Origin of the sequence: Delftia acidovorans SPH-1 (genome assembly GCF_000018665.1) — a bacterium.
Taxonomy (GTDB): domain Bacteria; phylum Pseudomonadota; class Gammaproteobacteria; order Burkholderiales; family Burkholderiaceae_C; genus Comamonas; species Comamonas acidovorans.
Window position 1 is genome coordinate 6,142,775 of record NC_010002.1, and the last position, 25,578, is coordinate 6,168,352.

Annotated in this window: 23 protein-coding genes; 1 reads left to right on the top strand and 22 read right to left on the bottom strand. The window is 66.8% G+C overall.

All coding sequences use genetic code 11. The features are described 5' to 3' along the window. Nucleotides 1-17: 17 nt before the first annotated feature. The 22 genes from DACI_RS27950 to DACI_RS28055 form a co-directional block, all read right to left on the bottom strand. Nucleotides 18-689: a DUF6348 family protein gene (locus DACI_RS27950; protein ID WP_012207323.1), complete on the bottom strand. Its 672-nt coding sequence runs from the start codon at nucleotides 687-689 to the stop codon at nucleotides 18-20. Next, nucleotides 673-1,323 (bottom strand): ATP phosphoribosyltransferase, encoded by a 651-nt coding sequence (gene hisG, locus DACI_RS27955; RefSeq protein WP_012207324.1) that lies wholly within the window; start codon nucleotides 1,321-1,323, stop codon nucleotides 673-675. The genes DACI_RS27950 and hisG overlap by 17 nt, the downstream gene beginning before the upstream one ends. Beyond that, nucleotides 1,320-2,588 carry a UDP-N-acetylglucosamine 1-carboxyvinyltransferase gene (gene murA / locus DACI_RS27960; RefSeq protein ID WP_012207325.1) on the bottom strand — a complete coding sequence of 423 codons (1,269 nt, stop codon included), beginning with the start codon at nucleotides 2,586-2,588 and terminating at the stop codon, nucleotides 1,320-1,322. The genes hisG and murA overlap by 4 nt, the downstream gene beginning before the upstream one ends. A 96-nt stretch (nucleotides 2,589-2,684) precedes the next feature. Beyond that, nucleotides 2,685-2,933, bottom strand: a complete 249-nt coding sequence (locus tag DACI_RS27965; RefSeq protein ID WP_012207326.1) for a BolA family protein — start codon at nucleotides 2,931-2,933, stop codon at nucleotides 2,685-2,687. A gap of 127 nt (nucleotides 2,934-3,060) precedes the next feature. Next, complete coding sequence (locus DACI_RS27970) at nucleotides 3,061-3,816, bottom strand: ABC transporter permease (RefSeq protein WP_012207327.1); 756 nt, start codon at nucleotides 3,814-3,816, stop codon at nucleotides 3,061-3,063. After that, entirely contained in the window at nucleotides 3,813-4,742 is a 930-nt protein-coding gene (locus DACI_RS27975; RefSeq protein WP_012207328.1) for an ABC transporter ATP-binding protein, read from the bottom strand. The genes DACI_RS27970 and DACI_RS27975 overlap by 4 nt, the downstream gene beginning before the upstream one ends. A gap of 73 nt (nucleotides 4,743-4,815) precedes the next feature. After that, on the bottom strand, nucleotides 4,816-5,097 hold the full coding sequence (locus DACI_RS27980) for an STAS domain-containing protein (protein ID WP_012207329.1): 282 nt from the start codon (nucleotides 5,095-5,097) through the stop codon (nucleotides 4,816-4,818). A gap of 20 nt (nucleotides 5,098-5,117) precedes the next feature. After that, nucleotides 5,118-5,759 carry an MlaC/ttg2D family ABC transporter substrate-binding protein gene (locus DACI_RS27985; RefSeq protein ID WP_012207330.1) on the bottom strand — a complete coding sequence of 214 codons (642 nt, stop codon included), beginning with the start codon at nucleotides 5,757-5,759 and terminating at the stop codon, nucleotides 5,118-5,120. Nucleotides 5,760-5,875: 116 nt separating this feature from the next. Then, a complete protein-coding gene (locus DACI_RS27990; RefSeq protein ID WP_012207331.1) occupies nucleotides 5,876-6,679 on the bottom strand; it encodes an MlaA family lipoprotein in 804 nt (267 codons plus the stop codon). After that, complete coding sequence (gene mlaD / locus DACI_RS27995) at nucleotides 6,676-7,161, bottom strand: outer membrane lipid asymmetry maintenance protein MlaD (protein ID WP_012207332.1); 486 nt, start codon at nucleotides 7,159-7,161, stop codon at nucleotides 6,676-6,678. Before mlaD ends, DACI_RS27990 begins: the two co-directional genes overlap by 4 nt. A gap of 44 nt (nucleotides 7,162-7,205) precedes the next feature. After that, entirely contained in the window at nucleotides 7,206-7,988 is a 783-nt protein-coding gene (mlaE, locus tag DACI_RS28000; RefSeq protein ID WP_012207333.1) for a lipid asymmetry maintenance ABC transporter permease subunit MlaE, read from the bottom strand. After that, complete coding sequence (locus tag DACI_RS28005; RefSeq protein ID WP_013800794.1) at nucleotides 7,985-8,824, bottom strand: ABC transporter ATP-binding protein; 840 nt, start codon at nucleotides 8,822-8,824, stop codon at nucleotides 7,985-7,987. The genes mlaE and DACI_RS28005 overlap by 4 nt, the downstream gene beginning before the upstream one ends. 217 nt (nucleotides 8,825-9,041) lie before the next feature. Further along, nucleotides 9,042-9,809: an amino acid ABC transporter ATP-binding protein gene (locus tag DACI_RS28010; RefSeq protein ID WP_012207335.1), complete on the bottom strand. Its 768-nt coding sequence runs from the start codon at nucleotides 9,807-9,809 to the stop codon at nucleotides 9,042-9,044. 147 nt (nucleotides 9,810-9,956) lie between these two features. After that, entirely contained in the window at nucleotides 9,957-10,610 is a 654-nt protein-coding gene (locus DACI_RS28015; RefSeq protein WP_012207336.1) for an amino acid ABC transporter permease, read from the bottom strand. A 131-nt stretch (nucleotides 10,611-10,741) separates the two neighbouring features. After that, on the bottom strand, nucleotides 10,742-11,548 hold the full coding sequence (locus tag DACI_RS28020; RefSeq protein ID WP_012207337.1) for an amino acid ABC transporter substrate-binding protein: 807 nt from the start codon (nucleotides 11,546-11,548) through the stop codon (nucleotides 10,742-10,744). Between the two features lie 208 nt (nucleotides 11,549-11,756). Then, nucleotides 11,757-13,130, bottom strand: a complete 1,374-nt coding sequence (gene pelG / locus DACI_RS28025; protein WP_012207338.1) for an exopolysaccharide Pel transporter PelG — start codon at nucleotides 13,128-13,130, stop codon at nucleotides 11,757-11,759. Then, nucleotides 13,130-14,686 carry a GT4 family glycosyltransferase PelF gene (gene pelF / locus DACI_RS28030; protein WP_012207339.1) on the bottom strand — a complete coding sequence of 519 codons (1,557 nt, stop codon included), beginning with the start codon at nucleotides 14,684-14,686 and terminating at the stop codon, nucleotides 13,130-13,132. Before pelF ends, pelG begins: the two co-directional genes overlap by 1 nt. Continuing rightward, the gene (locus tag DACI_RS28035; protein WP_012207340.1) at nucleotides 14,683-15,705 is read right to left on the bottom strand and encodes a hypothetical protein; all 1,023 of its coding nucleotides are present in this window, start codon (nucleotides 15,703-15,705) and stop codon (nucleotides 14,683-14,685) included. Before DACI_RS28035 ends, pelF begins: the two co-directional genes overlap by 4 nt. Continuing rightward, the gene (locus DACI_RS28040; protein ID WP_012207341.1) at nucleotides 15,698-17,077 is read right to left on the bottom strand and encodes a PelD GGDEF domain-containing protein; all 1,380 of its coding nucleotides are present in this window, start codon (nucleotides 17,075-17,077) and stop codon (nucleotides 15,698-15,700) included. The genes DACI_RS28035 and DACI_RS28040 overlap by 8 nt, the downstream gene beginning before the upstream one ends. 23 nt (nucleotides 17,078-17,100) lie before the next feature. Continuing rightward, nucleotides 17,101-17,652 (bottom strand): hypothetical protein, encoded by a 552-nt coding sequence (locus tag DACI_RS28045; RefSeq protein ID WP_012207342.1) that lies wholly within the window; start codon nucleotides 17,650-17,652, stop codon nucleotides 17,101-17,103. A gap of 25 nt (nucleotides 17,653-17,677) precedes the next feature. Next, the gene (locus DACI_RS28050) at nucleotides 17,678-21,517 is read right to left on the bottom strand and encodes a tetratricopeptide repeat protein (RefSeq protein WP_012207343.1); all 3,840 of its coding nucleotides are present in this window, start codon (nucleotides 21,515-21,517) and stop codon (nucleotides 17,678-17,680) included. Then, a complete protein-coding gene (locus DACI_RS28055) occupies nucleotides 21,483-24,311 on the bottom strand; it encodes a bifunctional glycoside hydrolase 114/ polysaccharide deacetylase family protein (protein WP_012207344.1) in 2,829 nt (942 codons plus the stop codon). The genes DACI_RS28050 and DACI_RS28055 overlap by 35 nt, the downstream gene beginning before the upstream one ends. 235 nt (nucleotides 24,312-24,546) lie before the next feature. Between DACI_RS28055 and galE the strand changes: the two genes are divergently transcribed. Then, on the top strand, nucleotides 24,547-25,557 hold the full coding sequence (gene galE / locus DACI_RS28060; RefSeq protein ID WP_012207345.1) for a UDP-glucose 4-epimerase GalE: 1,011 nt from the start codon (nucleotides 24,547-24,549) through the stop codon (nucleotides 25,555-25,557). Nucleotides 25,558-25,578 lie beyond the last annotated feature (21 nt).

Here is a 25,578-nt window from a genome sequence, read left to right on the forward strand (position 1 = left end):
TGTGGTTTCCTTGGGGTCTAGCAGGCCGTCTCGCAGCCGTGCTTCAGTATCAAGAACAGGCGCGCGCCGTAGTAGCCGTCGCGCAGGGGCCAGTCCTGGCCGCGCAGCAGGGCCTCAGCGCTGGGCCACTTCTGATTGTCCTTGAGCGCTTCAATGGTGAAATCACCATTGTTCTGCCCGACAAAGAAGCGGAACCAGTGCAGATCCTCGTCCTTGTCCAGCGCCTCGGCCTCGATCAAGGCCCGCAGGCGCTCAGTGATGCCTTCGGGCAGCGGGGCATCGTTGCGAAGATGCCAGGGGCCCGGATAGGCCTGCCAGTGCCTGCCCTGGACCTGCCAGGCCTCGGCTGGCACGGCATCCTCATCGCGCGCCGTCCACAGGGCGGAGAGCATCACATGCAGGTCGCTGACAGCGAAGTGGCCGAATGCGTCGTGCATTCCCTGCAGGCCTTCACCCAGGCCCGTGAAATTCTCGATGATCTCGTGCCCGTCCGGCAGGCGGACCACCACGGCCAGGGAACCGACCAGGGGATGGCCGAGGTAGGCACCGCGCCAATCAGCCAGCACGCCTGGTGCCTGGCCGCCAGGCAGCAGCCAGCCGTTGTATTCCTCGCAGGGCAGGCCATGCGCGGCGAAACACAGCGCAAGCGCCTCCTTCGCCGGATCGCCGGGCTCAGCCCCTGGGGCCATTTACCGCCTCGGCGAAGGCATCGATGATGTGGCGCAGCGGCTCGCGCTTGAGCTTGAGCGCCGCCTGGTTGACCACCAGGCGCGAGCTGATCTCCATGATGGGCTCGACCTCGACCAGGTCATTGGCCTTGAGCGTGTTGCCGGTGGACACCAAGTCGACGATGGCGTCGGCCATGCCGGTCAGCGGGGCCAGCTCCATGGAGCCGTAGAGCTTGACCATGTCCACGTGCACGCCCTTGGTGGCAAAGAAGTTGCGCGCGATCTCGGGGTACTTGGTGGCGATGCGCAGGCGGGCGCCCTGCTTGACGGCCAGCGCATAGTCGAAGCCGTTGCGCACGGCCACGCTGACGCGGCAGCGCGCGATCTTCAGGTCCAGGGGCTGGTACAGGCCCTGGGCGCCATGCTCGATCAGCGAATCCAGGCCGGCCACGCCGAGATCGGCGCCGCCGTACTGCACATAGACCGGCACGTCGGAGGCGCGCACCAGCACCACGCGCACGTCGCTCTTGTTGGTCTCGAAGATCAGCTTGCGCGACTTTTCAATGTCTTCGCTGACCGAGATGCCGGCAGCGGCCAGCAGCGGCACGGTTTCGTCGTAGATACGGCCCTTGGACAGGGCAATCGTGATGGTCATTGGGAAACTCTTTCGATGTCGGCACCCAGGCCGCGCAGCTTGTCTTCCATGCGATCGTAGCCGCGGTCCAGATGATAGATGCGATCGACCAGGGTCTCGCCCTTGGCCACGAGGCCGGCGATGACCAGGCTGGCCGAAGCGCGCAGGTCGGTGGCCATGACGGCCGCGCCCGACAGCGACTGGCTGCCGGTGATGGTGGCAACGCGCCCGTCGGTGGTGATCTGCGCGCCCAGGCGCAGCATTTCATCCACGTGCATGAAGCGGTTCTCGAAGATGGTCTCGGTGACCATGCTGCAGCCTTCGGCCACCAGGTTCAGCGCCATGAACTGCGCCTGCATGTCGGTGGGAAAGCCCGGGTATTCGGTGGTGCGAAAGCTCTGGGCCTTGAGCTTGCCGGCCGCGCGCACGCGAATGCCGCCGTCCTCGGCGGACACCTCGGCGCCCGCATCCTTGAGCTTGTCGATGACGGCGCCCAGATGGTCGGCGCGGCCATTGCGCAGCAGCGCATTGCCGCCCGTGGCGGCCACGGCGCACAAAAAGGTGCCGGCCTCGATGCGGTCGGCCACCACCTGGTGCTCGCAGCCGCCCAGGCGTTCCACGCCCTGGATGACGATGCGGCCGGTGCCATGGCCTTCGATTCTTGCGCCCATCTTGATGAGCATTTCGGCCAGGTCGCCGATCTCTGGCTCCATGGCGGCGTTTTCCAGCACGGTCTCGCCTTCGGCCAGCACGGCGGCCATCAGGAAGTTCTCGGTGCCCGTGACGGTCACCATGTCGGTGGTGATGCGGGCGCCCTGCAGGCGCTTGAGATGCCCGGGCAGGCACGCGTTCATGTAGCCGTTCTCGACAACGATCTCGGCGCCCATGGCCTGCAGGCCCTTGATGTGCTGGTCCACGGGGCGCGAGCCGATGGCGCAGCCACCGGGCAGCGACACGCGGGCCTGGCCGAATCGGGCCAGCAGCGGGCCCAGGGCCAGGACCGAGGCGCGCATGGTCTTGACCAGTTCGTAGGGTGCCTCGGGGTTGGACAGAGAGCCGGCGTTGATGCGCACGGTGCCGCTGTCATCGTGCTCGGCGCTGACACCCATGTTGCGGATGAGCTTGAGCATGGTGGCCACGTCCTGCAGGCGCGGCACGTTGCGCAGGGTGACGGGCTCGGACGACAGCAGCGCGGCGCACAGCTCGGGCAAGGCGGCATTCTTGGCGCCGGAGACCGTCACCTCGCCATGCAGCGCTCGGCCACCGCGAATCAGGAGTTTGTCCATGGCTGACAGCCTTGAATCTGGAAATCGGGGAAAAGAAGATGCTGCACGGGCCGTGGCGACCGGTGCAGCAGGAGTCTGAAGTGCCTGACCGCCGGCTCAGGCCTGGCCGGCCTGGGCAGCCCACTCGGCGGGCGTATAGGTCTTCATGGACAGGGCATGGACCTCGTCGGTGTGCATGCGCTGGCCCAGCGTGGCGTAGACCAGGCGCTGGCGCTGCAGCAGTCGCTGGCCCTCGAATTGGGCCGAGACGATGGTGGCAAACCAGTGCCGTCCATCACCTTCCAGCGCAATGTGTTCGCAAGGCAGGCCGGTGGCGATCAGTTCCTTGAGTTGGTCTGCAGTCATGGGGAAAGCTTTCCTGCCATGCATCGTGGCATGGCCTTGGTTGGCGGCGGCGCCGGGCGCCGGCCGCCTGTTCATGGGTGGATTCAACAATGCGGGCACAGCGCCCGCCGCAGCCTGTGGAAAAACCTCAGCCGCGGATCTTGTAGCCGATGCGCAGCAGGTGCACGGCCAGGGCGCTCACCGCCAGCCAGGCCGAGCCGACGATGGCCAGGCTGACCCAGGGCGACACGTCGCTCTGGCCGAAGAAGCCGTAGCGAAAGCCATCAATCATGTAGAAAAACGGGTTCAGATGGCTGACTTTTTGCCAAAAAGGCGGCAGCGACTGGATGGAATAGAACACGCCCGACAGGAACGTCATGGGCATGATCAGGAAGTTCTGGAAGGCCGCCATCTGGTCGAACTTGTCCGCCCACAGGCCGGCGATCACGCCCAGCGTGCCCAGCAGCGCCGCGCCCAGCAGGCCGAAGACCAGAATCCACAGCGGCGCCGTGAATTCGGGAATGGCGAAGTACAGCGTGACGATGAAAACGCCCACGCCCACCAGCAGCCCGCGCAGCACCGAAGCGCCCACGTAGGCGCCAAACCACGCCCAGTGCGACAGCGGCGTGAGCAGCACGAAGACCATGGAGCCCATGATCTTGCTCTGCACCAGGCTCGATGAGCTGTTGGCGAAGGCGTTCTGCAGCACGCTCATCATCACCAGGCCGGGGATCAGGAAGGCCGTGTAGCTGATGCGGTCGTAGACCAGCACCCGGCCTTCGAGCACATGGCCGAAGATCAGCAGATAGAGCACGGCCGTGAGCACGGGTGCGGCCACGGTCTGGAAGCTGACCTTCCAGAAACGCAGCACTTCCTTCTTGAGCAGGGTCTGCCAGCCGTTCATGCCGAAACTCCCTGCGAGGTCTGGCCTTGCTCGTTCATCACGTGGATGAAGACATCCTCCAGATCGGCACGGCGGATTTCCACGTCCTCGGGGACGACGGAGCCCTCGCGCAGCGCGGCGAGCAGGCGCTCCACATCGCTGGCGTCGTTGGCGGGTATCTGCACGATGCGGCCGGTCACCCGTGCCCGCGCGGCCAGGGCCGGCGGCAAGGCGGTATCGGTCTTGAACTGCAGCACGTTGGAGGAGGCGGACTTGAGCAGATCCGACATGGTCGAGAGCTTGACGATGTTGCCCTGCTTGAGCATGGCCACGCGGCTGCACAGCGCCTCGGCCTCTTCCAGGTAATGGGTGGTGAGCAGCACGGTATGGCCTTCGCGGTTCAGGCGCGCGATGAAATGCCACAGCGTCTGGCGCAGCTCCACGTCCACGCCGGCCGTGGGCTCGTCCAGCACGATGATGGGCGGCTTGTGCACCAGGGCCTGGGCCACCAGCACGCGGCGCTTCATGCCGCCGGACAGCTGGCGCATGTTGGAGTTGGCCTTGTCGGTCAGCCCCAGGCTGTGCAGCAGCTCGTCGATCCAGTCGTCATTGTTCCTGACGCCGAAATAGCCGGACTGAAAGCGCAGCGCCTCGCGCACGTTGAAGAAGGGATCGAAGACCAGCTCCTGAGGCACGATGCCCAGCTTGCGCCGGGCAGCCGAGTAGTCGGCATGCACGTCGCTGCCCTGGACCAGCACGCGGCCGCTGGTGGCGCGCGACAGGCCGGCCAGGATGCTGATCATCGTGGTCTTGCCAGCGCCATTGGGACCGAGCAGGCCGAAGAACTCGCCCTCCTCGATGTCCAGACTCACGTGGTTGAGCGCCTGGAAGGCCCCCTTGGGGGTCTGGTAGGTCTTGGAGATGGATTGGAATGAGACGGCAGACATGCGAGGCGCGATTCTAGGCCCTTGCAGCCAAACCTGCCTTGCAGGGCTCTTTGCAGCGGCGCGCTGCGCCGGCTCAGGAGGGGGAGGAGGCGTCGGTCAGCAGCCCGTCGACGCCGTACAGCGCCGCCATGGACTGCAGGCCCTGCGGCAAGCCCACGACCACCAATTGCTTGTCGGCCGCCTTCGCGGTGCGGCGGCAGGCCAGCAGCACGGCCAGGGCGGCCGAGTCGAAGACCTCGACGCCGCTGGCATCGACGCGCACCTGGGCGCCATCGAAAGCCTGCACCTGGGGCCGCAGCTGCACAAGGCAGCTGCGCGCCTGGCGGTAGGTCAGTTCACGGGGGAGCTGCAGCATGGCGCGCGCGTCAATGGCCGTCAGCCCTTGGAGGCCGGCGTGGCAGGCATCTTGCCGCGCGTGGCAAGGGTCTCGATCAGGCCGTCGATGCCACGGGCATTGATTTCCTGGCTGAACTGGTTGCGGTAGGTTTCCACCAGCCACACGCCCAGCACGTTCAGGTTGTAGATCTTCCAGCCGTCGCCGGACTTCTCGAGCCGGTAGTCCAGCTGCACGGGCTCGCCGCGGCCCAGCACTTCGGTGCGTACCAGCACATCGATGTCGCCGGGCGCAGCACGCACCGGCTTGACATTGATGGTCTGGTTGCTGACCTGGGTCAGCGCGCCCGAGTAGGTGCGTATCAGCAGGGCCTTGAACTCGGTCTCCAGCTTCTCGCGCTGTGCAGGCGTGGCCTGGCGCCAGGCCGGGCCCACCGAAGCCGAGGTCATGCGGCGGAAATTCACATAAGGCATGACCTTGTCATTGACCAGCGCATTGACCTTGGAGACATCGCCCTCGCGCAGCGAGGGGTCCTTCTTGATGGTTTCCAGCACGTCGGTGGAGACACGCTTGATCAGCGCATCAGGGGTTTCGTCGGCCGCGTGGACGGGCAGCGCAGCGCCCCAGGTTCCCATGGCCAGCACGGCTGCCGCGGCAGCGCTCCAGGCACGTCGATTGATCATCACTCTTCCTTTCCCAGCAGGGCCTCAATGCCCCGGACCGGGTTGATATTGCACATTTTTCCGGCCGCGCCGTGTCAGGCGCGGACCGTTTTTCATCTCGGGATGTTACGAACTGCTTACTTTGCGCCGTCTTCGGGCGGCAGTTTGCCGGCATCTTCGTCGTAGTCCTCGATGCGGCCGTCATCGCCGGACTTGCCACGCCGCAGGTTCAGGTAGACATCACGCGTCAGGCTGTAGCGGTCAAGGGCGACGGAGTCCAGCGTGTCCGAGGCATTGAGCAGGCGTGCACGCGTATCCACCAGTCGCAGCACATACAGGCTGTTGCGCACCGGGATGTCGTTGATCGCCGTCAGGGGGTTGCCCAAGGCATCCACAGGCAGAGCCGCCGTGTCACGCACCGTGGACGGGCCGAGCAGCGGAAGCACCAGATACGGCCCCGTGGGCACGCCCCAGCGGCCCAGCGTCTGGCCGAAGTCCTGCTTTTGGCGCTCGATGCCGGCCTCGCTGGCGATGTCGAGCAGTCCGCCCAGGCCGAAGACCGTGTTCACCGAGAAGCGCACCATGGAGTTGTAGGCACCCTCGACCTGGCCCTGCAGCGCGTTGTTCACGAACGACCAGGCATCGCTCAGGTTGGAGAAGAAGTTGCTCACCCCATCGCGCGCCAGGCGCGGCGTGACATCGCGGTAGGCCGTGGCCACCGGCTTCAGGACGGCGCGGTCCAGCCCGTCATTGAACGAGTACATGCTGCGGTTGAACGGCTCGAACGGATCCTGGGGGTTGCGCGCCTCGCCCGGAGCGGTGGCGCAGCCGGCGAGCAGCGAAGCGGCGGCCAGCGTGCCGAGCATGGCTGCGCGCTGCCAGGAGGCTGCCTGGGCGGCAGGGCGACCCGCGGTCGCCTGTTCATGGTGGTTGGTTGTCATTCTTTGCCTCCTGCACCGGAGCTGCCACCCTGCTCGGCCTTGCCGTAGAGGAACTGTCCGATCAGATTTTCCAGCACAACGGCCGACTGGGTTGCGACGACGCGGTCGCCATCCTTGAGATTGTGGTCATCTGCACCGGCTTCGATGCCGATGTACTGGTCGCCCAGCAGGCCGCTGGTCAGGATCTTCAGAGAGCTGTCCTTGGGAAAGGCGTAGCGGTTTTCCAGGGCCATGGTCACGCTGGCCTGAAAGACCTTGTCGTCGAAGGTGATGGATTCCACCCGGCCCACGACGACGCCCGCGCTGCGCACGGCCGCCTTGGGCTTGAGTCCGCCGATGTTGTCGAAGCGCGCGGTCAGGGTATAGGTCTTCTGGAAGTTCAGGCTCAGCAGGTTGGCCGACTGCAGCGCCAGGAACACCAGCGCCGCAGCGCCGATCAGCACGAACAGTCCGACCCAGACATCACTCTTGGATTGCTGCATGGTTTGTTTTTCCTTGATTTGCGAGAGGTGGCGCCGGTGCCGGGTCAAAGGCTGAACATCGTGGCCGTGAGCAGGAAGTCCAGCCCCAGCACGGCCAGCGAGGCCATCACCACCGTGCGCGTGGTCGCGCGGGACACGCCTTCGGGCGTGGGCTTGGCTGCATAGCCCTGCAGCAGCGCGATGAACGTCACCGCCACGCCGAACACCAGGCTCTTGAGAACGCCGTTGCCCAGGTCATACCACCAGTCCACGCCGTTTTGCATCTGGCCCCAGAAGGCGCCGCCATCGACGCCGATCATGACCACGCCCACCAGCCAGCCGCCGATCACGCCGACGGCACTGAAAACGGCCGCCAGCAGTGGCATGGCGATCAGGCCCGCCACGAAGCGCGGCGCCAGGATGCGGCGCACCGGGTCCACGGCCATCATCTCCATGGCCGACAACTGCTCGCCGGCCTTCATCAGGCCGATCTCGGCCGTCAGCGCCGTGCCGGCACGGCCGGCAAACAGCAGCGCCGTGACGACGGGACCGAGTTCGCGCACCAGCGACAGCGCCACCAGCAGGCCCAGCGCCTCGGCCGAGCCATAGCGCTGCAGCGTGTAGTAGCCCTGCAGGCCCAGCACGAAACCGACGAACAGGCCGGACACGCCAATGATGGCCAGCGAATAGTTGCCCAGGAAATGGATCTGGTCGCCGATCAGCCGCGGGCGGCCCAGCGCAGGCCCCATGAGGGCGAGCAGGCGGCCGAACAGGCGCGTGCCCATGCCCAGCTGCGTCAGCTGTTGGCGTACCGCCGCGCCAATGCGTGCAGGATGCAGCCGGTTCATGCGTGCCTCCTGCCGTTGCTCTTGCCGGAGCTTGCGGGGTTGCCGAAATCTTCCTCGGCGCTCACGCCGGGGTAGTGGAAAGGCACGGGACCGGTGGCCCGTGCGTGGATGAACTGCTGCACCAGCGGGTCGGGATTGGCCCGCACCTCATCTGGCGAGCCCTGGGCGGCGACGCCGCCGTTGCCCAGGATGACCACATGGTCGGCCACGTGGAAGGTTTCCTCCACGTCATGGGACACCAGGATGGAGGTCAGTCCCATGGCGTCGTTGAGCTCGCGGATCAGCTGGGCGGCCGTGCCCAGGGAGATGGGGTCCAGCCCGGCGAAGGGCTCGTCGTACATGATCAGTTCGGGGTCCAGCGCAATGGCCCGCGCCAGCGCCACGCGGCGGGCCATGCCGCCCGAGATCTCGCTGGGCATGAGGTCGCGCGCACCGCGCAGGCCCACGGCATGCAGCTTCATGAGCACGATGTCGCGGACCAGTTCGTCGGGAAGATCGGTGTGCTCGCGCAGCGGGAAGGCCACGTTGTCGAACACGCTCATGTCGGTGAACAGCGCGCCGAACTGGAACAGCATGCCCATGCGCCGGCGCGCGGCGTACAGGCCTGCGGCGTCCATGGTGGTGACGTCCTTGCCATCGAACAGCACCTGCCCCTGCTGGGCATGCTGCTGGCCGCCGATCAGGCGAAGCACCGTGGTCTTGCCGCCGCCCGATGCCCCCATCAGGGCCGTGACCTTGCCGCGCGGCACCTGCAGCGACAGGTCGCGCAGGATCACACGTTCGCCATAGCCGAAGGTGACGTTGCGCAACTCCACGAAAGAGGCGGTTGGGATCATGCTGTGGTGCGGTCGATAAATGTTCGCTGGCAAGGCCGCTATTGTGCAGACAGGCGCTGCTGCCTGCTCACCACCCCACGAGATAAACATACATCCGTGTATGTTTCTCGGAATGTCATGGCAGAAATGCCATAAAAAAAAGAGCATGCTTCGCTTGCTACACAAGCGGCGCACGCTCTCGGGACCTGGGGAAAGCCCGAATTGGATAGATGTTTTTTTACAACATGTTCTGCAGAAATGCCTGGGTCCGGGCGTGCTGCGGCGCTGCAAAAAAGGCTTCCGCCGGGCCTTGCTCGACGATCTCGCCCTTGTCCATGAAGATCACGCGATTGGCCACCTCGCGGGCAAAGCCCATCTCGTGGGTCACGACCAGCATGGTCATGTGCTCCTGGGCCAGCTCGCGCATGGTGCGCAGCACTTCGCCGGTCAGCTCCGGGTCCAGCGCGGAGGTGGGCTCGTCGAACAGCAGGATGTCCGGCTCCATGGCCAGTGCCCGGGCGATGGCCACGCGCTGCTTTTGCCCGCCCGACAGGCGGTTGGGATAGGCGTCGCGCTTTTCCAGCAGGCCCACCTTGTGGAGCAGCGCCTCGGCCTTGGGCACGATCTGCTCGCGCTTGAGGCCCTTGACGACGATCGGCGCCTCGATGATGTTCTCCAGCACCGTGAGGTGCGGGAACAGGTTGAAGGACTGGAACACCATGCCCATCTTGCGGCCGATCTGGCGGATCTGCGCCTCGGGCACGTAGTGGGCACGGCCGTCCGCGCCGCTGTCCACCAGCACCTCGCCCTCGACGGCGACACGGCCGCTGTCAATGGTTTCCAGGTGGTTGAGGCAGCGCAGGAACGTGCTCTTGCCCGATCCCGAAGGACCGATGACGGCCACCACCTCGCCGCGCGCCAGCTCCAGCGAAACGCCGCGCAGCACCGGCACACCGCCAAAGCCCTTGCAGATGTTCTGCGCACTGATCATTGTTTCGGTATTCATGTCAGTTGCCCATGTTCAATGCCGACGAAAGGGGCGCAACCCAGGCATGGGACACCGAGGAAGGGCCGCCCCGCACCGAGGGTGTCGTCCCCCTCCCGCGTAGCGAAAGAGGGGGAAGGCGCGAAGCGACTCAGGGGGTGTCGCGTTTCACGCGTCATACTTTGCATGGCGTTTTTCTAGGTATTGGAAGATCCAGGTCAGCACCAGCGTCATGACCAGATAGAAGCCTGCGGCCACCACGAAAGGCGTGATGGTGAAATCGCGCTGCACGATGCCGCGCGCGGCGCGCAGCAGGTCATTCAGGGCCAGCACGTAGATGAGCGAGGTGTCCTTGACCAGGGTGATGGTCTCGTTGCTCACAGGCGGGATGATGCGCGCCCACATCTGCGGCAGGATGATGCGGCGCATGGTCTGGCCGTAGCTCATGCCCAGCACCTTGGCACCTTCATACTGGCCGCGGTCCACGGACTGGATGCCCGCGCGGAAGATTTCGGCGAAGTAGGCGGCGTAGTTCAGCGCGAAGGCGACGACGGCGGCAGGGAAATCGGGCAGGCGCACGCCGATCACGGGCACGAAGGGCAGCGCGAAGTAGATGAACAGCATCTGCAGCATCAGCGGCGTGCCGCGCATCAGCCAGATGTATCCGCCTACCAGCCGGCTCAGGGCGGGAAAGCGGGAGATGCGCATCAGCGCCAGCGACAGTCCCAGGGGAATGGACAGCGCCAGGGTGATGACGAAGAGCTTGAGGGTGACCAGGGCGCCGGCGGACAGCGGCCCCATGAGCGAGATTACATATTCCATCGAATGGCCTCAGTGCGGTGCGCGGCCCCGCCGGCATCGGCAGGATCCGGGCAGCCACGGGCGCGTGCGTCCCAGAACGCAAAAGACCGGCAATGCCAGGCTGGCCTTGCCGGTCGCATGGTGTGCCGGATTTACTTGATGATGTCCTTGCCGAACCACTTGGAGGCGATTTCGGCGGCCTTGCCGTCCTTCTTCATCTCGGCCAGCGCGGCTTCGAGCTTGCCCAGAACTTCGGTGTCTTCCTTGCGCAGGCCCACGCCGTAGTCCTCGGTGCCGAAGTTGTCCTCGAGCACCAGGTACTCGCCAGCCTTCTTGGCCACGTGGAAGCGCCCCACGACCTCGTCGACCACGACGGCGTCCAGGCGGCCGGCCGACAGGTCCATCAGCGCGGTGATGTTGTCGCCGAAGGTCTTCAGGTCCTTGAAGCTGGCGGCCACGGCGGCGTCCTTCTTGATGGCGTCCACGGCCGAGCTGCCATCCTGCGCGCCCACGACCTTGCCTGCCAGGCCGGCCTTGTCCTTGATGTCGGAGTTGGCGCGCACGATGATGATCTGGTGGTTCTCCATGTAGGGCGCGGTGAAGGCGATGTTCTTCTTGCGCTCTTCGGTGATGGTCAGGCCGTTCCACAGCGCGTCGACGCGCTTGCCGACCAGCTCGGCCTCCTTGGCGCTCCAGTCGATGGGCTTGAAGTCCACTTCCACGTTCATGCGCTTGGCGGCTTCACGCGCCATGTCGATGTCGAAGCCGACGATCTCGTTCTTGTCGTCACGAAAGCCCATGGGCGGGAAGTTGTCGTCCAGGCCGATCACCAACTTGGTCATGGCTGCCGGCACGGGGGCGGCAACCGGCGCGGCGGCGGTGGATGCGGACTCGTTCTTGCCGCAGGCTGCCAGCAGTGCAGACAGGGCCACCATGGCCAAGAGGGTGCGTTTTTTCATGGCTTAAAGCTTTGGAGTGGAAAAAGCGAAAGGCGGCGGCCACTGCACGCAAGGTGCGCAATCGTTGTAATGAATGGTTCCTTGGCGGAACCTTTGTCTCGGTTGGGTGCCGGCGCCGAATCCCGTATTGTCGCGCAGACCGGCGCCCCCCGCCAACACGCTGGATCAAGACCGTGCAAATCGGCAAATGGCGAGAGATGCCTGCCGGTCACTGCAGCATGAAGGTCTTGTATTCGAGCCGGTTGAGCTCGCGCGAGAGCAGGTACAGCCCCACGCACAGCGTCACCAGCATGGCCAGGCAAAAGCCGTAGCCATAGAACGCGGCGCCCAGCGCCAGCGAGATGCCCGTGAAGGCAATGTTCAGCGCCACCAGCAGCAGGCAGAGCATGAACACGATGCGCCGCTCGTCCAGGTAGAAGAACACGTTGAGCACGGCCATCACACCCACCTGCAAGCCGGCGCCCACCACCTGCACGTGCAGCAGCGGCAGGTACAGCTGGGAGATGCCCAGCAACTGCAGGATGGCCGGCCCGGCCACCAGGGTGACGAGGACGGCCAGCGTCTGCACCTTGGCGATCTCGCCCAGGCCCGCCTGGATGGCGTAGACCATCTCGTTGCGCATGGACTCGATGTATTCCAGCGATCCGCCGCCGCGCACGGCGTCGAAGAACTTGTCGTAGTACTCGACGAAGTCGGTCTCGATGCGCACCAGGAAGACCGCCATGCCCGGAATGATGGACAGGTACGACAGGAACACCGGCAGGTCGTAGATCAGCGAGGCCCTGAGCCCGCCGATGATCTGCTGCGAGGTCGGCGGGTAGTACCAGAACATGAACTTGTCGATCCAGATGCCCAGGTTGTAGAGCACGCCGATGCCGATCAGCGCCGGAAAGATCAGCGAGCGCTGCGTGAAGTCAAAGGCGATCCAGCGCTGCTGCAGCGGAAAGCTGCGCAGCACGATCATCCACATGCCGGCCAGCAGCAGCACGTGGCCGATCACGAAGCTGGCCAGCAGCCCTTCCAGCCCCCAGTAGCGCAGCGGCAGCGCCAGCAGCACGATGAGCAGGTAGGTGGCGCCGAACAGCCCGGCAATGGCCCGGTAGTGCTTGAGGCCCGACAGCAGCACGGTCATGACCCAGACCACGCACATCAGCGTGAAGCCGGCCAGCATCAGCACGCGGTACAGCAGGCCCTGGCCCGGCAGCACCACGAACAGCGCCAGCGTGCCCAGCGCGCTGGCCGTGGCCACGACCACCAGCAGCAGGCCGTGCAGGTTGGGCAGGATGCTCTCGTCCTTCTTGAGGAACAGCTGGTCCGACACAAAGCGCGTGAAGGCCAGCTGCGCCGCCCCGGTCAGGATCAGGCTGCTGGCCACCAGGTAGGTGACCGAGGTCTGGAACTGCGTGACCAGCAGCGGCGGCGCCACCACGCTGACGCTGAACACCCCCACCAGCAGGATGCCGATGATGGAGAACACCCACGGCCCCGAGCCGATGACGCCCGCATAGGCGTAGGCCTGGAGCACGCTGGTCAGCGTGTTCTTGCGCAGCAGGTGGCGCAGTTCGAATCCAATGCCGGCCATCAGTGTTTTTCCTCGGACTGTTGCAGCGCACTGTCATAGACCTGCCTGTAGCGCTCGAACAGCAGCCGGTCGGAGTAGTAGCGCTCCACGCGCGCAATCCCGGCCGCGCTGGCGGCCTGCCACTGCGTGGGCGAGCTCAGCAGCTCCAGGCAGGCGTCGGCCAGCGCCTCGGGGTTGGCAATGCCGACCACGCGCCCGCACGAGCCCAGGGCCTGGTCTTGCGGCTCCAGCCCGTCGATGAGCTGGCGGCAGGAACCCACGTCGGTGCTGACCACGGGCACGCCTGCGGCCTGGGCTTCGAGGATCACCAGGGGCAGCGCCTCGCTGATGGAAGACAGCACGACCACGCCCACCTTGGGCAGCAGCTCCTCCACCTTCTGCATGCCCAGAAAGCGGACGTTGGCCTGCAGGCCCAGGCTGTCCACGAGGTTCTGGCATTCATCGGCATAGGCCGGGTCCTCGGCCGTGGGGCCGGCCACCCAGGCCTGGACATGGGGCATCCGGTTGACCACGCGGCGCATGGCGCGGATGAAGGTCTTGATGTCCTTGATGGGCACCACGCGGCCGATCAGGCACAGCACGGGCGGCACCTCGGCGGGCCGCTGGGTGCGCAGCGGCGCAAAGCGTTCTATGCGGATGCCGTTGGGGATGCTGACCGTGCGCTCGGCGGCCGCGCCATCGGCCACCTGGCGCAGGCGGTTGCTCTCGTACAGCGCAATGATGGGATCGGCCGCGCCATAGCAAAAGCGCCCCATCCAGTCGAAAAACCGTATCCACATCTGCCGGAAGAACGACACCTCCATGGGGTCGCGCTGGAAGATGTTGCGGTTGTCGCGGATCCAGGAGCTTTGCAGCAGGTCGATCTGGCGCTCTTTCGTGTAGATGCCATGCTCGGACAGCACCAGCGGCAGGCCGCGCGCATGGTGCAGCAGGCCGCCCAGAAATCCCGCATAGCCGGTCGAGACAGTATGCAGCACGCGCACCGGGATCAGCCCGTGGGCGATGCGCGCCATCAGCCACAGCGGCTGCAGCATGATGCGCACGGTCCAGAAGAAGTCCACGAACGATGGGTCGGTGCAGTGGCGCCGGTAGCTGTCGCGGATCAGGTCCCAGGCGTATTCGCTGTGCAGGAAATCCTCCAGCGGCAGGCTGCCGCCGGGCTGCAGCTCCAGCGCAATGGAGCGCATGGCCGCCAGCACCTTGGCCCGGCTTTCGGCACTGCCGTCATGCGCCTCCAGCGCGCCCAGGAATTCCCGGGCCTTGGCCAGGGCTTCGGGATGGCCGCGCGAAGGGGCGGGCTGGATATTGGAGTGCAGCGCGTCAAACAGGTAGTGCTGCTCGAAGTGCACCACGTTGGGCGGCAGTGCGTAGCGGAAATCGCCATAGTCCTCGCGCCGGCTGCCCAGGAAGACGATGGCAAAGCGGTGCTCGGGATAGGCCTGCAGGATCTGGTTGACCCAGCTGGACACACCCCCGCTGACATAGGGGAAAGTGCCTTCCAGCAGCAGCGCGATGTCCGCATCGGCCGCCGTGGGGAACTGGCTCGCACGGCTCATGAGGCACTCCAGTAGCGGATGCTGGGCTTCAGGCGCGGCAGGGCCTGCTCGATGTCCAGCGAACGCATCAGGGCCTGCGCCTTGGCGAATTCGCGCCGATCGAACAGCAGCTCGGCCTGGTAGGGCACGACGCGTGCCGGCTCCATGCCCAGCGCCAGCGAGCGCTCATAGCAGGCCAGCGACTCCACCGCCCTGCCCTGCATGTGCAGCAGCCGGCCACGGCGCAGCAGCAGCAAGGCGTTGTCGGGCCGCTGAGCGAGCACCAGGTCGCAGTAGTGCAGGGATTGCTTGATGGCGTGGTCGCGCACATCGCCCTGCGCCACGCCCTGGTAGACCAGCTCCGCGTAGAGGTCGGTCAGCGCCCGCGCCGCCTGCAGGCCGCGCGGCCCGTAGGGCGCATCGCCCTCGGACTGGCGGGCATGCTCGAACAGCTGCAGCTCCTGGTGGATGGTCTTGCTGATCTCGCGCTCCTTGGCGTCCAGCATGCTGTAGGCCAGCAGGCGCAGGTCTTCGCTGGAATCGCCCAGCGCCGTGCGCAGCATGGGCGAGGCAATGCGCCCCGGCACGCTGCCCAGCGCCACCATCGCCCGCATGCGTGAGGCGACCGGCACATTGGGATTGGCCAGGAAGGACTGCAGGCCCGCCTGGCGGCGGCTGGTGCTGGCCTGCTGGTGCGGGTCGAAATCGGGCAGCGGCATCACCGGGAAACGCGGGCCGCCACGCGGGCCGCGCTGGGTGTGCAGCGCAATGGTGGCGACCACGGCGCCCAAAATGCCGGCCACCGGCACGGCATAGGCAAACAACCCCATCAGCACCACCAAAGCCAGCCGCTGGCGCACCGACTTGGCCGAGGTGGCCAGGAAGGGCGCCAGGCACAGCGCCAGCAGGCCGCTGGCCAGCCCGTGGGCCGTGAGATAGCCCAGCAGGGCCGCATCCGACTGGCTGCGCAGCAGCCACAGGCTGCTCCAGGAGGCGATTTCCGCGGCCAGCGCACCCAGTGCCAGCTTGAGGTTAAGCATGGCCCTGCCCCATCTGATGGAGCCGCTCCAGCACGCTGCTGGCCGAGCAGCGGTCCAGCAAGATGGTGCGCGGGAAGATGCCCGCATCGGCCAGCGAGGCCACGCCGCGCTGGGCCAGCCAGCCCTCGATGCGGTTCAGGTAGCCCTCGGCCGTGGCGTTGGTGCCCAGCGGCATGAAGATGGCCAGCAGTTGCCGGCCATCGCTTTCCTGCAGCCAGGAGCGGTCCAGCATGCGCTCCAGCCGCATGATTTGCTGGGCCATCTGGGCCTGCACAGCCGAGGGCGACAGCTCCAGCGCCACCACCACGCTGCTCAGGCGCGCGCTGCGGTTGACATGCTCCATGCGCTGCAGCTCGAACGCGAAATGCGGCGGGCAATCGGGATAGGCCTGCAGCAGCGGCGCAGCCAGGCTGTTGGCGGCCACGCTGTCCGTGTAGTAGCCCAGCAGCAGGTTGATGGTCTGCAGCGCCTCTTCCTGCAATGCGAAGAAAGGCATTTCCTCGACCAGCAGCAGGCCGTAGATCTCGCCTTCCAGGTCCAGCATGGGCGCCACGACGATGTACTGCGTCTGCTGGCCCTCCGCCATGCTTTGCGAGACATGGCACAGCACATGGCTGTCCAGCGCCTGGCGCACCAGCGGATCGTGGACATGGATGGGCCGCTCGCCCCCCAGCTGGGCAATGGGCGTGGGGTCCAACACCTCATTGCGCACGGGCACCAGGCTGGCCACGCTGATCTGGCTGAAGCGCGACAGCAGGTTAAGCAGGCTTTGCGCATCGCCCTCGGCGCCGCTGAGGCCGCTGAGCACGTTGATGGCATCGCGCATGGACACGGGGCGGCCTATGAGCTCCTGCTCCAGCCGGTCATGTGACAGGCGCAGCAGGTAATGCTGGCGGATCAGCTGCTCGGTGCGCTGGTCCATGTAGTTCTGCGCCGTGCGCGCGCGGCGTATGCGTGCGCGCCAGAGGCTGGAGATCTCGCCCACGACCATGACCAGGATCAGGCCGCCCAGAAAGTACTGTTCCGGGAACAGCGACAGATCGCGCTGGTTGACGCCCAGCCAGGCCAGCAGCAGCACGCCGGCCGCCGACAGGCCGGCCACCGGCCCGTAGCGCAGGGCCACCACCACGGGCGCCAGCCAGGCCCAGGGGAACTCGGACTCCACCCACAGGGGGTTGTCCGGGTTGGCCCACATGCCGATCAAAAGAGCCAGCACTGGCAGCAGCAGCGTCTCGCCCACCACCACCCAGGGCTTGGCGCTCGTCTGCACGAGCAGGCCCAGCGGCGAGCCTCTGAATTCCGCGGCAATGCCGGCGCGGCGCGGTGCAGCGGAATGCGGTGCCGCCTTGGGCGTGCTGGCTTGGTCTGGCATGAAGAGTCGTTCCCTGGATGCGCTTATCGGGCGTTGGCCAGGCCTGTGCCCAGCAGGTTGCGGATCAGCTTCTGGCCCACGGCGGCCAGGGCCTCGCGGCTCCAGCCGCTTTGCGCGCCCGCGCCGCTCCACACGGTGGCGCCGGTGCCCACGTCCACGATCTCCAAGGTCACGCCCACGGCCGGCTCGCCATCCACGCCCACCTTGTAGCGCCATTCGTCCACCGCGCCCGTCAGCGCATAGCGCACGCCTTCGCCGCGCGCCCAGGCCAGGGCGTCATCGCGGCGCTTGGCTTCGCGGCCGTCGAACAGGGTTTCCTGCAGTGCATCGCCCGTGTAGCGCTTGACCTGGCCCACGCCACGCGCATTGATCAGCGCCGTGGCAATGGCGGCTGCGCGGTTGCCGGCCATGGGCGTTTCGGTGTGGTTCTCGAAGGGCAGCACCGCCCAGCTGGCATTCGTCTCCAGCGCGGGCGCCGTGCCCCGGTCGATGGTCGAGCAGGCAGACAGCAGGCCGACAAGGGCAATACCCGTGAGCACGCGAAGGCGGGAGACGAAAGTGGTGCGGTGTGTCATGGAGAGGCTCCTTGAAGTCTTCGGATCAGTAGTGAAGGCGGTAGGTCAGCAACAGCTCGCGGGTATTGCCCACGGTGTTGATGCCCGACTTGGACAGATTCAGGCCCAGGGCGAGGTGGTCCGCGCCGAACAGGCTGGTGGCCAGGCCCATGCCCAGCTCGTAGCCCGCGCCGTTGACGCTGTGGTGCGTCAGGGCCAGGCTGGCGTAGGGCCGCAGCGCACGCGTGTACTGCTGCTCGTAGCCCGTGTTGAACATCATCTGCAGGCCCGAGAAGCGGAAACTGCGCGGCAGCAGATAGTCGATGGTGGGATCGTTGAACGGCGGCAGGTAACCCAGGATGGCCGCATCCCGGCCCTGCAGCAGCGCCGGGTCGTTGCGGCTGTAGCGGTGCCAGGAGGTGAAGGCGCCGAACTGCAGGGTGGGCGCCTCGCTGCGGTAGGTATGCAGGTATTGCAGCGTCGCATGGTTGCCGGAGCCCACGCGTGCGCCGCTTTGCACGCGGTAGCGCTCAGATGCCAGCTCCAGCGTGATCTGGTCCAGGCGCGAGAGCTGGTAGCTGCTGCCCAGCGACACGCGGTCCTTCATGCCGCCCATGCGCATGGCCAGCGTTTCCTGCGTGGCCAGGTGCCGGCCCAGTGATGCCTGCAGGCTCCAGCGGCTGTCCACGTTGTAAGTCTGCGTGAACTGCATGGGCGTGTAGCCCTCCAGGCTTTCGCGCCGGCCCAGCATGAATTCGCTGGAGGCCGACTGCGTCTTGCGCGTCAGGCGCAGGCCGATGCCCCGCTCCTGCGAGGGGCCGCGCACCAGGGTGTTTTTGTTGACCGTGCGGCGCACGTCCTCGGCATCCAGGTCCAGCGCCCAGCGGGGGTTCAGGCCCACATGCCAGCGCAGCCGGGAGACCTGCTCGTCGATGGCGTCCATGCGGCGGTTGCGCAGTTGCAGGCCGCCGTAGTCGCTGAAGGCCAGCAGCTGCTCGGTCAGCGCCAGGTGCAGGGGATCGTCGTCGGGCTGGTCGGCCATGCTCTCGAAGGCCGCCGTCTGCGCCAGCCGCACATCGCCGACCATGGCTGCCGCGTTGATGCGGTCATAGCGCGGCAGCGCCTCGTCATGGCGCTGCAGCAGCTGCCCGGCCTGGGCCACATCCTTTTCCGCCAGGGCCACCGTGATCTCGGCCCACAGCGGCGAGCTGGTGCTCTTGCTGCGGCTGCGCGCGTACTGCTGCCACAGGTAGCCACGCTCGGCCTGGTACTCGCCGCGCTCCTGCAGCCAGGCAATGGCCAGCTCGGCCGCCGCGGCGGAATGCTCGCGGCGCCCGCCTTCCAGGTCCATGCGCAGCAGCTCGCGCATCAGGGCGAATTCGGCATCGCCCTGGGTATGAAAGAGCATGAGCCGGCTGCGGGCCTGGCGCTGAACCTCGTCCAGCCCCTCGGCCGTCAGCCATTTGCGGGCGGCCAGGGCCGCTGCGCCGTCCTGGGCGCGTGCCCGCACCTTCTCGCGCGTCCACAGCTGCTGCCTCAGGCTCCAGGCCCGATCGGCCTGCTGGTTCTGCTCCAGCGCGTCGGCGTACTGCATCATCCACAGGAAGTCGTCGGCATGCTCGGCGCGGTGCGGCTTCAGATAGCGTTCCAGCGCAACGGCCGGGCGCGACAGCGTCATGTAGGCCGCCGCCAGGGCGCCGTGCATGTCGGCATCGCGCGCCCAGACAGGCTCGGCCGCCGCCAGCAGCAGCTTGAGGGCCGCTGCATTCTGCGTGTCGATCAGCAGCCACATCAGGCCCTGGCGCAGCGGCGTGGAGCCGGGGTCCAGCGCCAGGCCCTTCTCGAAGGCCTCCATGGCCTTTTTCGATTGCGCCGTGCGCTGGTAGTAGGCGCCCAGTATCTGGAAGAAGGTGGGCTGGCCCTGCAGGCGCTTGACCAGGGCCGGGTCGGCCAAGATGCGTTCGACCTGGCTGCCGATCTGGGTCCAGTCCTCCAGGTCCTCCAGCAGGTAGAAGGCCTGCGTCAGATGGCGCACGTCATGGAACTGCTCCCAGGCGTGCAGGGACATCCGGGCCGCCTCGCGCCGGTCGGCGCGCTGCAGCAGGCGTATCACCTCGTCGTAGTCGCTGATGCCGGCGTGCGGCGTCTGCAGCAGGCGGCGGTAGGCCTTCAGCGTCAGTGCTTCCTGGCGCTGGTCCTGGGCCAGGTCGCCCAGCAGGCGCCAGTACTCGCCCTCGTCCTGCATGCCGGCGGGAATGCGCGTCTGCGCATCCTCCAGCCAGCGCAGACCCAGGGCCGGCTCGCCCTGCAGCAGCGCGAGCACGGCGGCGGGCATGGCATGGGCCGGCGTGCGCTGTTCGGGATCGGCAAGCACACGCTTCCAGGCCTGCAGCGCCAGTTGCGACCGGCCTGCGCGTTCGGCCAGTTGGGCCAGCAGGATCTGCGACTGCGGCGTGCTGCCGTGCTTTTGCAGATAGTCGATGGCCTCGCCGGGCTCGGCCTGGCGCTCGTAGGCCTGGACCAGCGCCTGCTGCAGCGCGGCATCCTGGGGACGGCGGCTCAACTGGTGGCGCAGGCCGGCAATCAGGGCGCGGTCGTCGAACAGGCCCGGCGCCAGGCGCATCACCGTCTTCCAGGCATCCTCGCGCCCCGTGTTCTGCGCAATGACCAGCCAGTTGTCCAGGGCCTGCTGCTGCTGCCCCATCCATTCGGACACCTGGGCCAGGCGTTCGCGCCAGGCCATGTCCTGCGGCGCCTGGCGCACGGCGGCCGTGGCCACGCGCCAGGCATCTTCCAGGTTGCGGTTTTCGAGGAATACCTCGTAGCCCAGCAGGTAGGTCTTGTCGTCAAAGGGCAGGCCCGGCGGCGGCTTGCGCACGGGATCGGCCGTGCGCAGCATGCGCCAGCCCGGCGCGGTCCAGGCCACGGGCTGCAGCGCCCAGGCGCCGTCGTCGGCAACCGGGTCCGGACCGGCGCCCGAAGCCCCGGCCACCTGCGTCTGCCATTGCTGCAGCAGCGACAGCTGCAGCAGCCGCTTGGCATAGCGCTCGGCCTCGGCCCGGTTGCCGGCCGCGCGCGCCAGGCCGATGAGCTTTCGTAGCGTCTCGGGGTCGCTGCCCAGCAGTTCTTCCTGCTGGCGCGCCAGCGCCAGCGCTTCGTTGGCACGGTTGCCGGACTGCAGTACCTGCAGGGCCTGCCAGAGGTAGGCGCGCGACTGCTGGACGTCCTCGGTCGTGGCGCTGGCCTGGCGCAGCAGCCGGGCCGATTCCTCGTACAGGGACATGCCCAGCGCCTGCCGCGCTGCGGATTCATAGACCTGCGCCTTGCGCGCGGGATCGGCCTGGCGCTCTGCCACGTCGTCGTAGATGCCCAGGGCCAGCGGTGCGTCCTTGAGCACCAGCGCCGACGAGGCCAGGTACAGCGCCTGCTCCTGGGTCAGCCCCTGCAGCGGCACGTCCTTCAACGCCTGCATCACCTGCGGCGCCAGCGCCTCAGCCTGGCCGCCCGCGCGGTGGTCCTGCTTTTGCGCCTCCAGATAGCCCTGGTAGGCGGCCTGCCAGTGGTCCCAGGCCTGGACGGCTGCGCTGGGCAGTGCCTGCTTGGCCGCCTCTTCCCGCGCCAGCTTGATGGCCTGCAGGCGCTCTTCCTTGGCCTTGAGCAGGGCGCGCAGGTTCTCGTTGCCGGGATCGCTCTTGAGCAGGTTGCTCAGGTAGTTGTAGGACAGCTCGGAGTCATCTCCGGTGACGGAGAGCCGGCGCTCCAGATCCTGCTTGGGAAACAGCATCCACAGGGCGCCACCGATCAGTACCGCCAGCAGCGCGATCAGCCAGAAGGGAACCGTGATGGGGCGCTCAGAGCCCCCGGCATTGCGCTTGGAGTTCGACACTGTTTTGGGTACTTCTGAAGGAACGGAGGTTGGCGTTGCCGGTATCGGCCCCCGCCACGGCCAGGAGGGGCGTGGCGGCGTTCGCGGAACTCAGCGAACAGCCGGCAGGCAGGTACATGCGCAGCTCCAGCGGCACATGGCCCTGCAGGGCGAAGCGCACGCCGCCGTCGGCCTGGGGCTGCCATTGCGTGAGCCGGGCATTGGCATCCACCAGATAGGGGCGCGCCGCGTGGGCGGCCGCGCCTGCGGCGTCCTGTTGCGTCTGTTGCACCAGGTATCCGGCGCTGCCGGCCAGGTGCAGGTAGCTGCCGTCTGCCCCCTTGGCATAGCCGGCAATGCCGCTGCTGGCAGCCATGGAAGGCAGGGCCATGCCGGGCGGCATGCGCAGCGTGCGCAGCTGGCCCGGACCCCGCAGGCGCCAGCCCTGCGCGTCGCGGCCGATGGCGAATTCGTAGAAATCTTGCACCTTGCGGATGTACTCGGAGCTGTAGACCGGGTTCAGCCGCTGCGCCAGCGCCCACTGGTAGATCCTGTGCAGCGCCTTGATGCTGGCCTGTTTGCTGGCGGAGTAGGAGTGGTAGTAGATGTCCACGGCCTTCAGGCGCCGGGGAGCCTCGGTCATCTCGAAGGTCTCGATGACGCGCTCGAAGCCGTAGAACGGCCCGTGCCAGAGGTTGGTGTAGATGTTCTCGTTGGTGACGGGCGCATAGATCTGCAGGTGGCCGCCCTTGCGCAGACCCCAGCTGCGCACCTCGGTCAGCGAGGGATTGCTGCGCGTGATGGCCGTGTCGCCACCATTCATGTTGAGCAGGCCGGCGGCATCGGAGATGGCCAGGGCCTCGGCGCTGGGCGCCGTGTTGCCGGTCCACAGGAACACGTCCACCGGCTTGCCGGGCGGTGCCAGGCGCTTGCGGATGTAGTCGACCGAGCCGTTGATCTCCCGGTTCATGTCCATCTGGTAGCCGGGGATGTGGAGGTTGAGATTCACCTCCTTGCTGTCGTCCTCGTTGGGCGCCGCCCCGGGCTCCCAGAAGAAGGGGTGCGAGTAGGAATGGCTGGCGATCTCGACATGGGGCATGGCGAAGATGCGCTTGGCAATGCCCTCCAGCTGCTCGGCCCACTGCGGATACAGGCCCTGCGGGGAGACCTCGGCCTCGATGACCGAGATGGTGTGCGGGATCTTGTAGCGCTCCAGGATCTCGCGGCGCAGCACTTCACCGGCGAACGGCGTGCCAGGCAGCTCGGCCCTGGAGGGAAAGCCGTCGCCATCCACATGGGCCACCAACAGGCGGCGGCCGTTCTCCGTGGAGACATCGGGCGCGGGGAAATCCTTCAGGCGCAGCGCCTCGCGCAGCAGCGCGAAGGGATCGATCACCCAGCGCGACTGGTCGGTGCCCGGCATGCTCACCACCACATAGGGCATGAGCGCAAAGCCGCCCCAGGGCGTGATGGCGGCAGAGACGAAGCGGCGCCCCCGCTTGTCGTCGAAGGACAGCAGCTCGCGGCTGCCCTTGGCCATCTGCGGCGTGAACTCCCAGCCTTCGTAGTCGTGCGCGGGCTCGGCCGGCGGTATCTCGAACCCCATGAGTGGCGCCTGCTCGGCGCGCCGCAGCGGGAACACGGGTGCCGCTTCCGTGCTGCGCGTGCCCAGGGCGGCCGACATGGTGCGGTCCTGTGACAGGCCCAGCGTGTTGAGCACCAGCAGCGGCATGCCCTGCTGCACCTGGTTGGCCAGCCACTGCCGCACGCTTTTGGCCCGCATCTCGGGCACCGCGCCGCCGAACCAGCTCACCACGCCGGCATAGCGGTCACGCGCCACGCCTTCAGGCAGGGGCTCGCGCACATCGGCGTAGTCGGCAACGTAGCCCATGTAGTTGATGGGCATTTCCAGAAAGCGGTGCGCCGATGCGCCGTTGATGGACGGATAGTCTGCACCGTTGTAGAGAATCAACACCCTGCGCGCCACCGCCTCCACCTGGCCTATGCCCAGGGTCTGCAGGCCTGCATCCGACACCCAGGGGATGACGCCCAGCTGCGCAATGCGGCGGGCGGTCTCGCGCGTGGCATCGCGGTCGTGCGGGGCCACGTAGTCGATGGACAGCACCGGCAGGCGGTCACGCTCGCGGATGGTCTGCAGTTGCTGCAGCAGCCATTCGCGGTCTTTCTCGGGCACGTTCACATAGCGCTTGAGGCTGGCATCCCAGCCCCGCAACAGCGACTCCGCCGCCACCATCTGCACCTTGTCGCGCACGCGCGGCACGATCTCGAAGCCCCGGTTCAGGATCAGGCGGATGCCGGGATAGCGCTGGTGCAGCGTCTCGATGACGCGCACCAGGCCGTCCTGCTGGGCCTTTTCGTCGAAATTCGCGGCCAGGCGGTAGGAGTCCAGCGTGTCCAGGAAGAAGCCGCGAAAGCCCTGCTTCCACAGCGGTGCGATCACCTCGTCGGCGAAGAAGGCAGGCCACTGGGCAGGCGTCTGGTCCAGGACGATGGACTGCCAGGCGCCGTTGCGCGCCATCTTCCAGGCCTCGGGAATCTTGCTGAAGTAGGCGCGCTCGGGCAGCACCTCGGCCACGGAGGCATATGCGTAGAGTTCGCTGCCCGGAGCCTGCTTGCGGAATTGAACGGGGTCGTAGCCGTGGCCCGGCTCCACGACGGCGATGTCGTAGAGGCTCAGTTCACTGAGCGAGGCCTTGTTTCCGTAATAGACGGCAACCGCCGGCTCGGCGGCCTGCACCGCCCAGCCGCACAGCACCCCCCAGCAAAACAGGCAGGTTCGCAGGAAAGCGTTCACGGCCTTCTCCTCGGGGTGCGGCCAAAAGCGGCCGATTCATAGTTTTTGTACATCAAATTTCTTGGCGATTTGATAAAAGCTATCGTCAGTCCGACGAAAGGCGGGCGCGAGCATACCGGTTTTTGTCTGCAAAGGTGTCTTCTCCCTACTTTTGTGCTCGGCGCCCTTGAAGCCTGGGGGAAGCTGGGTTATGGCGATACTAGGCAGGCAGAAAAATCACCAATGAAAGGTATTCATGATTCTGGTCACAGGCGGCGCCGGCTTCATCGGCTCGCATACCTGCGTGGAACTCGCCGCTGCGGGCGAGCCCTACCTGATCTACGACAACTTCAGCAACAGCAGCCCCGATGTGCTCGAACGCATGGAACGCATCACGGGCCGGCGCCCGCTGTGCGTCGAGGGCGACGTGCGCGACCGCGCCGCGCTGGACCGGCTGTTTGCCGAGCACTCCATCCGCGAGGTGATCCACTTCGCCGCGCTCAAGGCCGTGGGCGAGTCCGTGGCCCAGCCGCTGCGCTACTACGAACACAACGTGGGCGGCACGGTGGCCCTGCTGCAGGCCATGCGGATGGCGGGCGTGCGCAGCCTGGTGTTCTCCTCCTCGGCCACGGTCTACGGCGATCCGGCCAGCCTGCCGATCCGCGAAGACTTTCCGCTGTCCGCCACCAACCCCTACGGTCGCAGCAAGCTGTGGATCGAGGAAATGCTGGCCGATCTGGACCGGGCCGAGCCCGGCCAGTGGAGCCTGGCACGGCTGCGCTACTTCAACCCCGTGGGCGCCCATGAAAGCGGCCTGATCGGCGAGGACCCGCGCGACATCCCCAACAACCTCATGCCCTATGTGTCGCAGGTCGCCATCGGCCAGCGCCAGCAGCTCAGTGTCTATGGCGATGACTATGCGACGCCGGACGGCACGGGCGTGCGCGACTACATCCACGTCACCGACCTGGCGCGCGGCCACCTGGCGGCGCTGCGCTATCTGCGCGAGCAGCAGGGCCTGCTGACCGTGAACCTGGGCACGGGGCGCCCGGTCTCGGTGCTGGAGATGGTCAAGGCCTTCGAGCGCGCCAGCGGCCGTCCCGTGCCCTACCAGATCGTGGCGCGCCGCCCCGGCGACGTGGCCCAGTGCTGGGCCGACCCCGCCGAGGCCGAGCGGCTGCTGGGCTGGAAGGCCATGCTGGACCTGGACCGCATGTGCGAGGACGCATGGCGCTGGCAAAGCCAGGCCGCAGGCCTCAAGCGCTGAACCCCGCAGCGCCTGCGGGCG

Excerpts from the sequence above, each read along its gene's own strand:
- DACI_RS27950 (WP_012207323.1), bottom strand. The coding sequence starts at position 689 with ATGGCCCCAGGGGCTGAGCCCGGCGATCCGGCGAAGGAGGCGCTTGCG.
- hisG (WP_012207324.1), bottom strand. The coding sequence starts at position 1,323 with ATGACCATCACGATTGCCCTGTCCAAGGGCCGTATCTACGACGAAACC.
- murA (WP_012207325.1), bottom strand. The coding sequence starts at position 2,588 with ATGGACAAACTCCTGATTCGCGGTGGCCGAGCGCTGCATGGCGAGGTG.
- DACI_RS27965 (WP_012207326.1), bottom strand. The coding sequence starts at position 2,933 with ATGACTGCAGACCAACTCAAGGAACTGATCGCCACCGGCCTGCCTTGC.
- DACI_RS27970 (WP_012207327.1), bottom strand. The coding sequence starts at position 3,816 with ATGAACGGCTGGCAGACCCTGCTCAAGAAGGAAGTGCTGCGTTTCTGG.
- DACI_RS27975 (WP_012207328.1), bottom strand. The coding sequence starts at position 4,742 with ATGTCTGCCGTCTCATTCCAATCCATCTCCAAGACCTACCAGACCCCC.
- DACI_RS27980 (WP_012207329.1), bottom strand. The coding sequence starts at position 5,097 with ATGCTGCAGCTCCCCCGTGAACTGACCTACCGCCAGGCGCGCAGCTGC.
- DACI_RS27985 (WP_012207330.1), bottom strand. The coding sequence starts at position 5,759 with ATGATCAATCGACGTGCCTGGAGCGCTGCCGCGGCAGCCGTGCTGGCC.
- DACI_RS27990 (WP_012207331.1), bottom strand. The coding sequence starts at position 6,679 with ATGACAACCAACCACCATGAACAGGCGACCGCGGGTCGCCCTGCCGCC.
- mlaD (WP_012207332.1), bottom strand. The coding sequence starts at position 7,161 with ATGCAGCAATCCAAGAGTGATGTCTGGGTCGGACTGTTCGTGCTGATC.
- mlaE (WP_012207333.1), bottom strand. The coding sequence starts at position 7,988 with ATGAACCGGCTGCATCCTGCACGCATTGGCGCGGCGGTACGCCAACAG.
- DACI_RS28005 (WP_013800794.1), bottom strand. The coding sequence starts at position 8,824 with ATGATCCCAACCGCCTCTTTCGTGGAGTTGCGCAACGTCACCTTCGGC.
- DACI_RS28010 (WP_012207335.1), bottom strand. The coding sequence starts at position 9,809 with ATGAATACCGAAACAATGATCAGTGCGCAGAACATCTGCAAGGGCTTT.
- DACI_RS28015 (WP_012207336.1), bottom strand. The coding sequence starts at position 10,610 with ATGGAATATGTAATCTCGCTCATGGGGCCGCTGTCCGCCGGCGCCCTG.
- DACI_RS28020 (WP_012207337.1), bottom strand. The coding sequence starts at position 11,548 with ATGAAAAAACGCACCCTCTTGGCCATGGTGGCCCTGTCTGCACTGCTG.
- pelG (WP_012207338.1), bottom strand. The coding sequence starts at position 13,130 with ATGGCCGGCATTGGATTCGAACTGCGCCACCTGCTGCGCAAGAACACG.
- pelF (WP_012207339.1), bottom strand. The coding sequence starts at position 14,686 with ATGAGCCGTGCGAGCCAGTTCCCCACGGCGGCCGATGCGGACATCGCG.
- DACI_RS28035 (WP_012207340.1), bottom strand. The coding sequence starts at position 15,705 with ATGCTTAACCTCAAGCTGGCACTGGGTGCGCTGGCCGCGGAAATCGCC.
- DACI_RS28040 (WP_012207341.1), bottom strand. The coding sequence starts at position 17,077 with ATGCCAGACCAAGCCAGCACGCCCAAGGCGGCACCGCATTCCGCTGCA.
- DACI_RS28045 (WP_012207342.1), bottom strand. The coding sequence starts at position 17,652 with ATGACACACCGCACCACTTTCGTCTCCCGCCTTCGCGTGCTCACGGGT.
- galE (WP_012207345.1), top strand. The coding sequence starts at position 24,547 with ATGATTCTGGTCACAGGCGGCGCCGGCTTCATCGGCTCGCATACCTGC.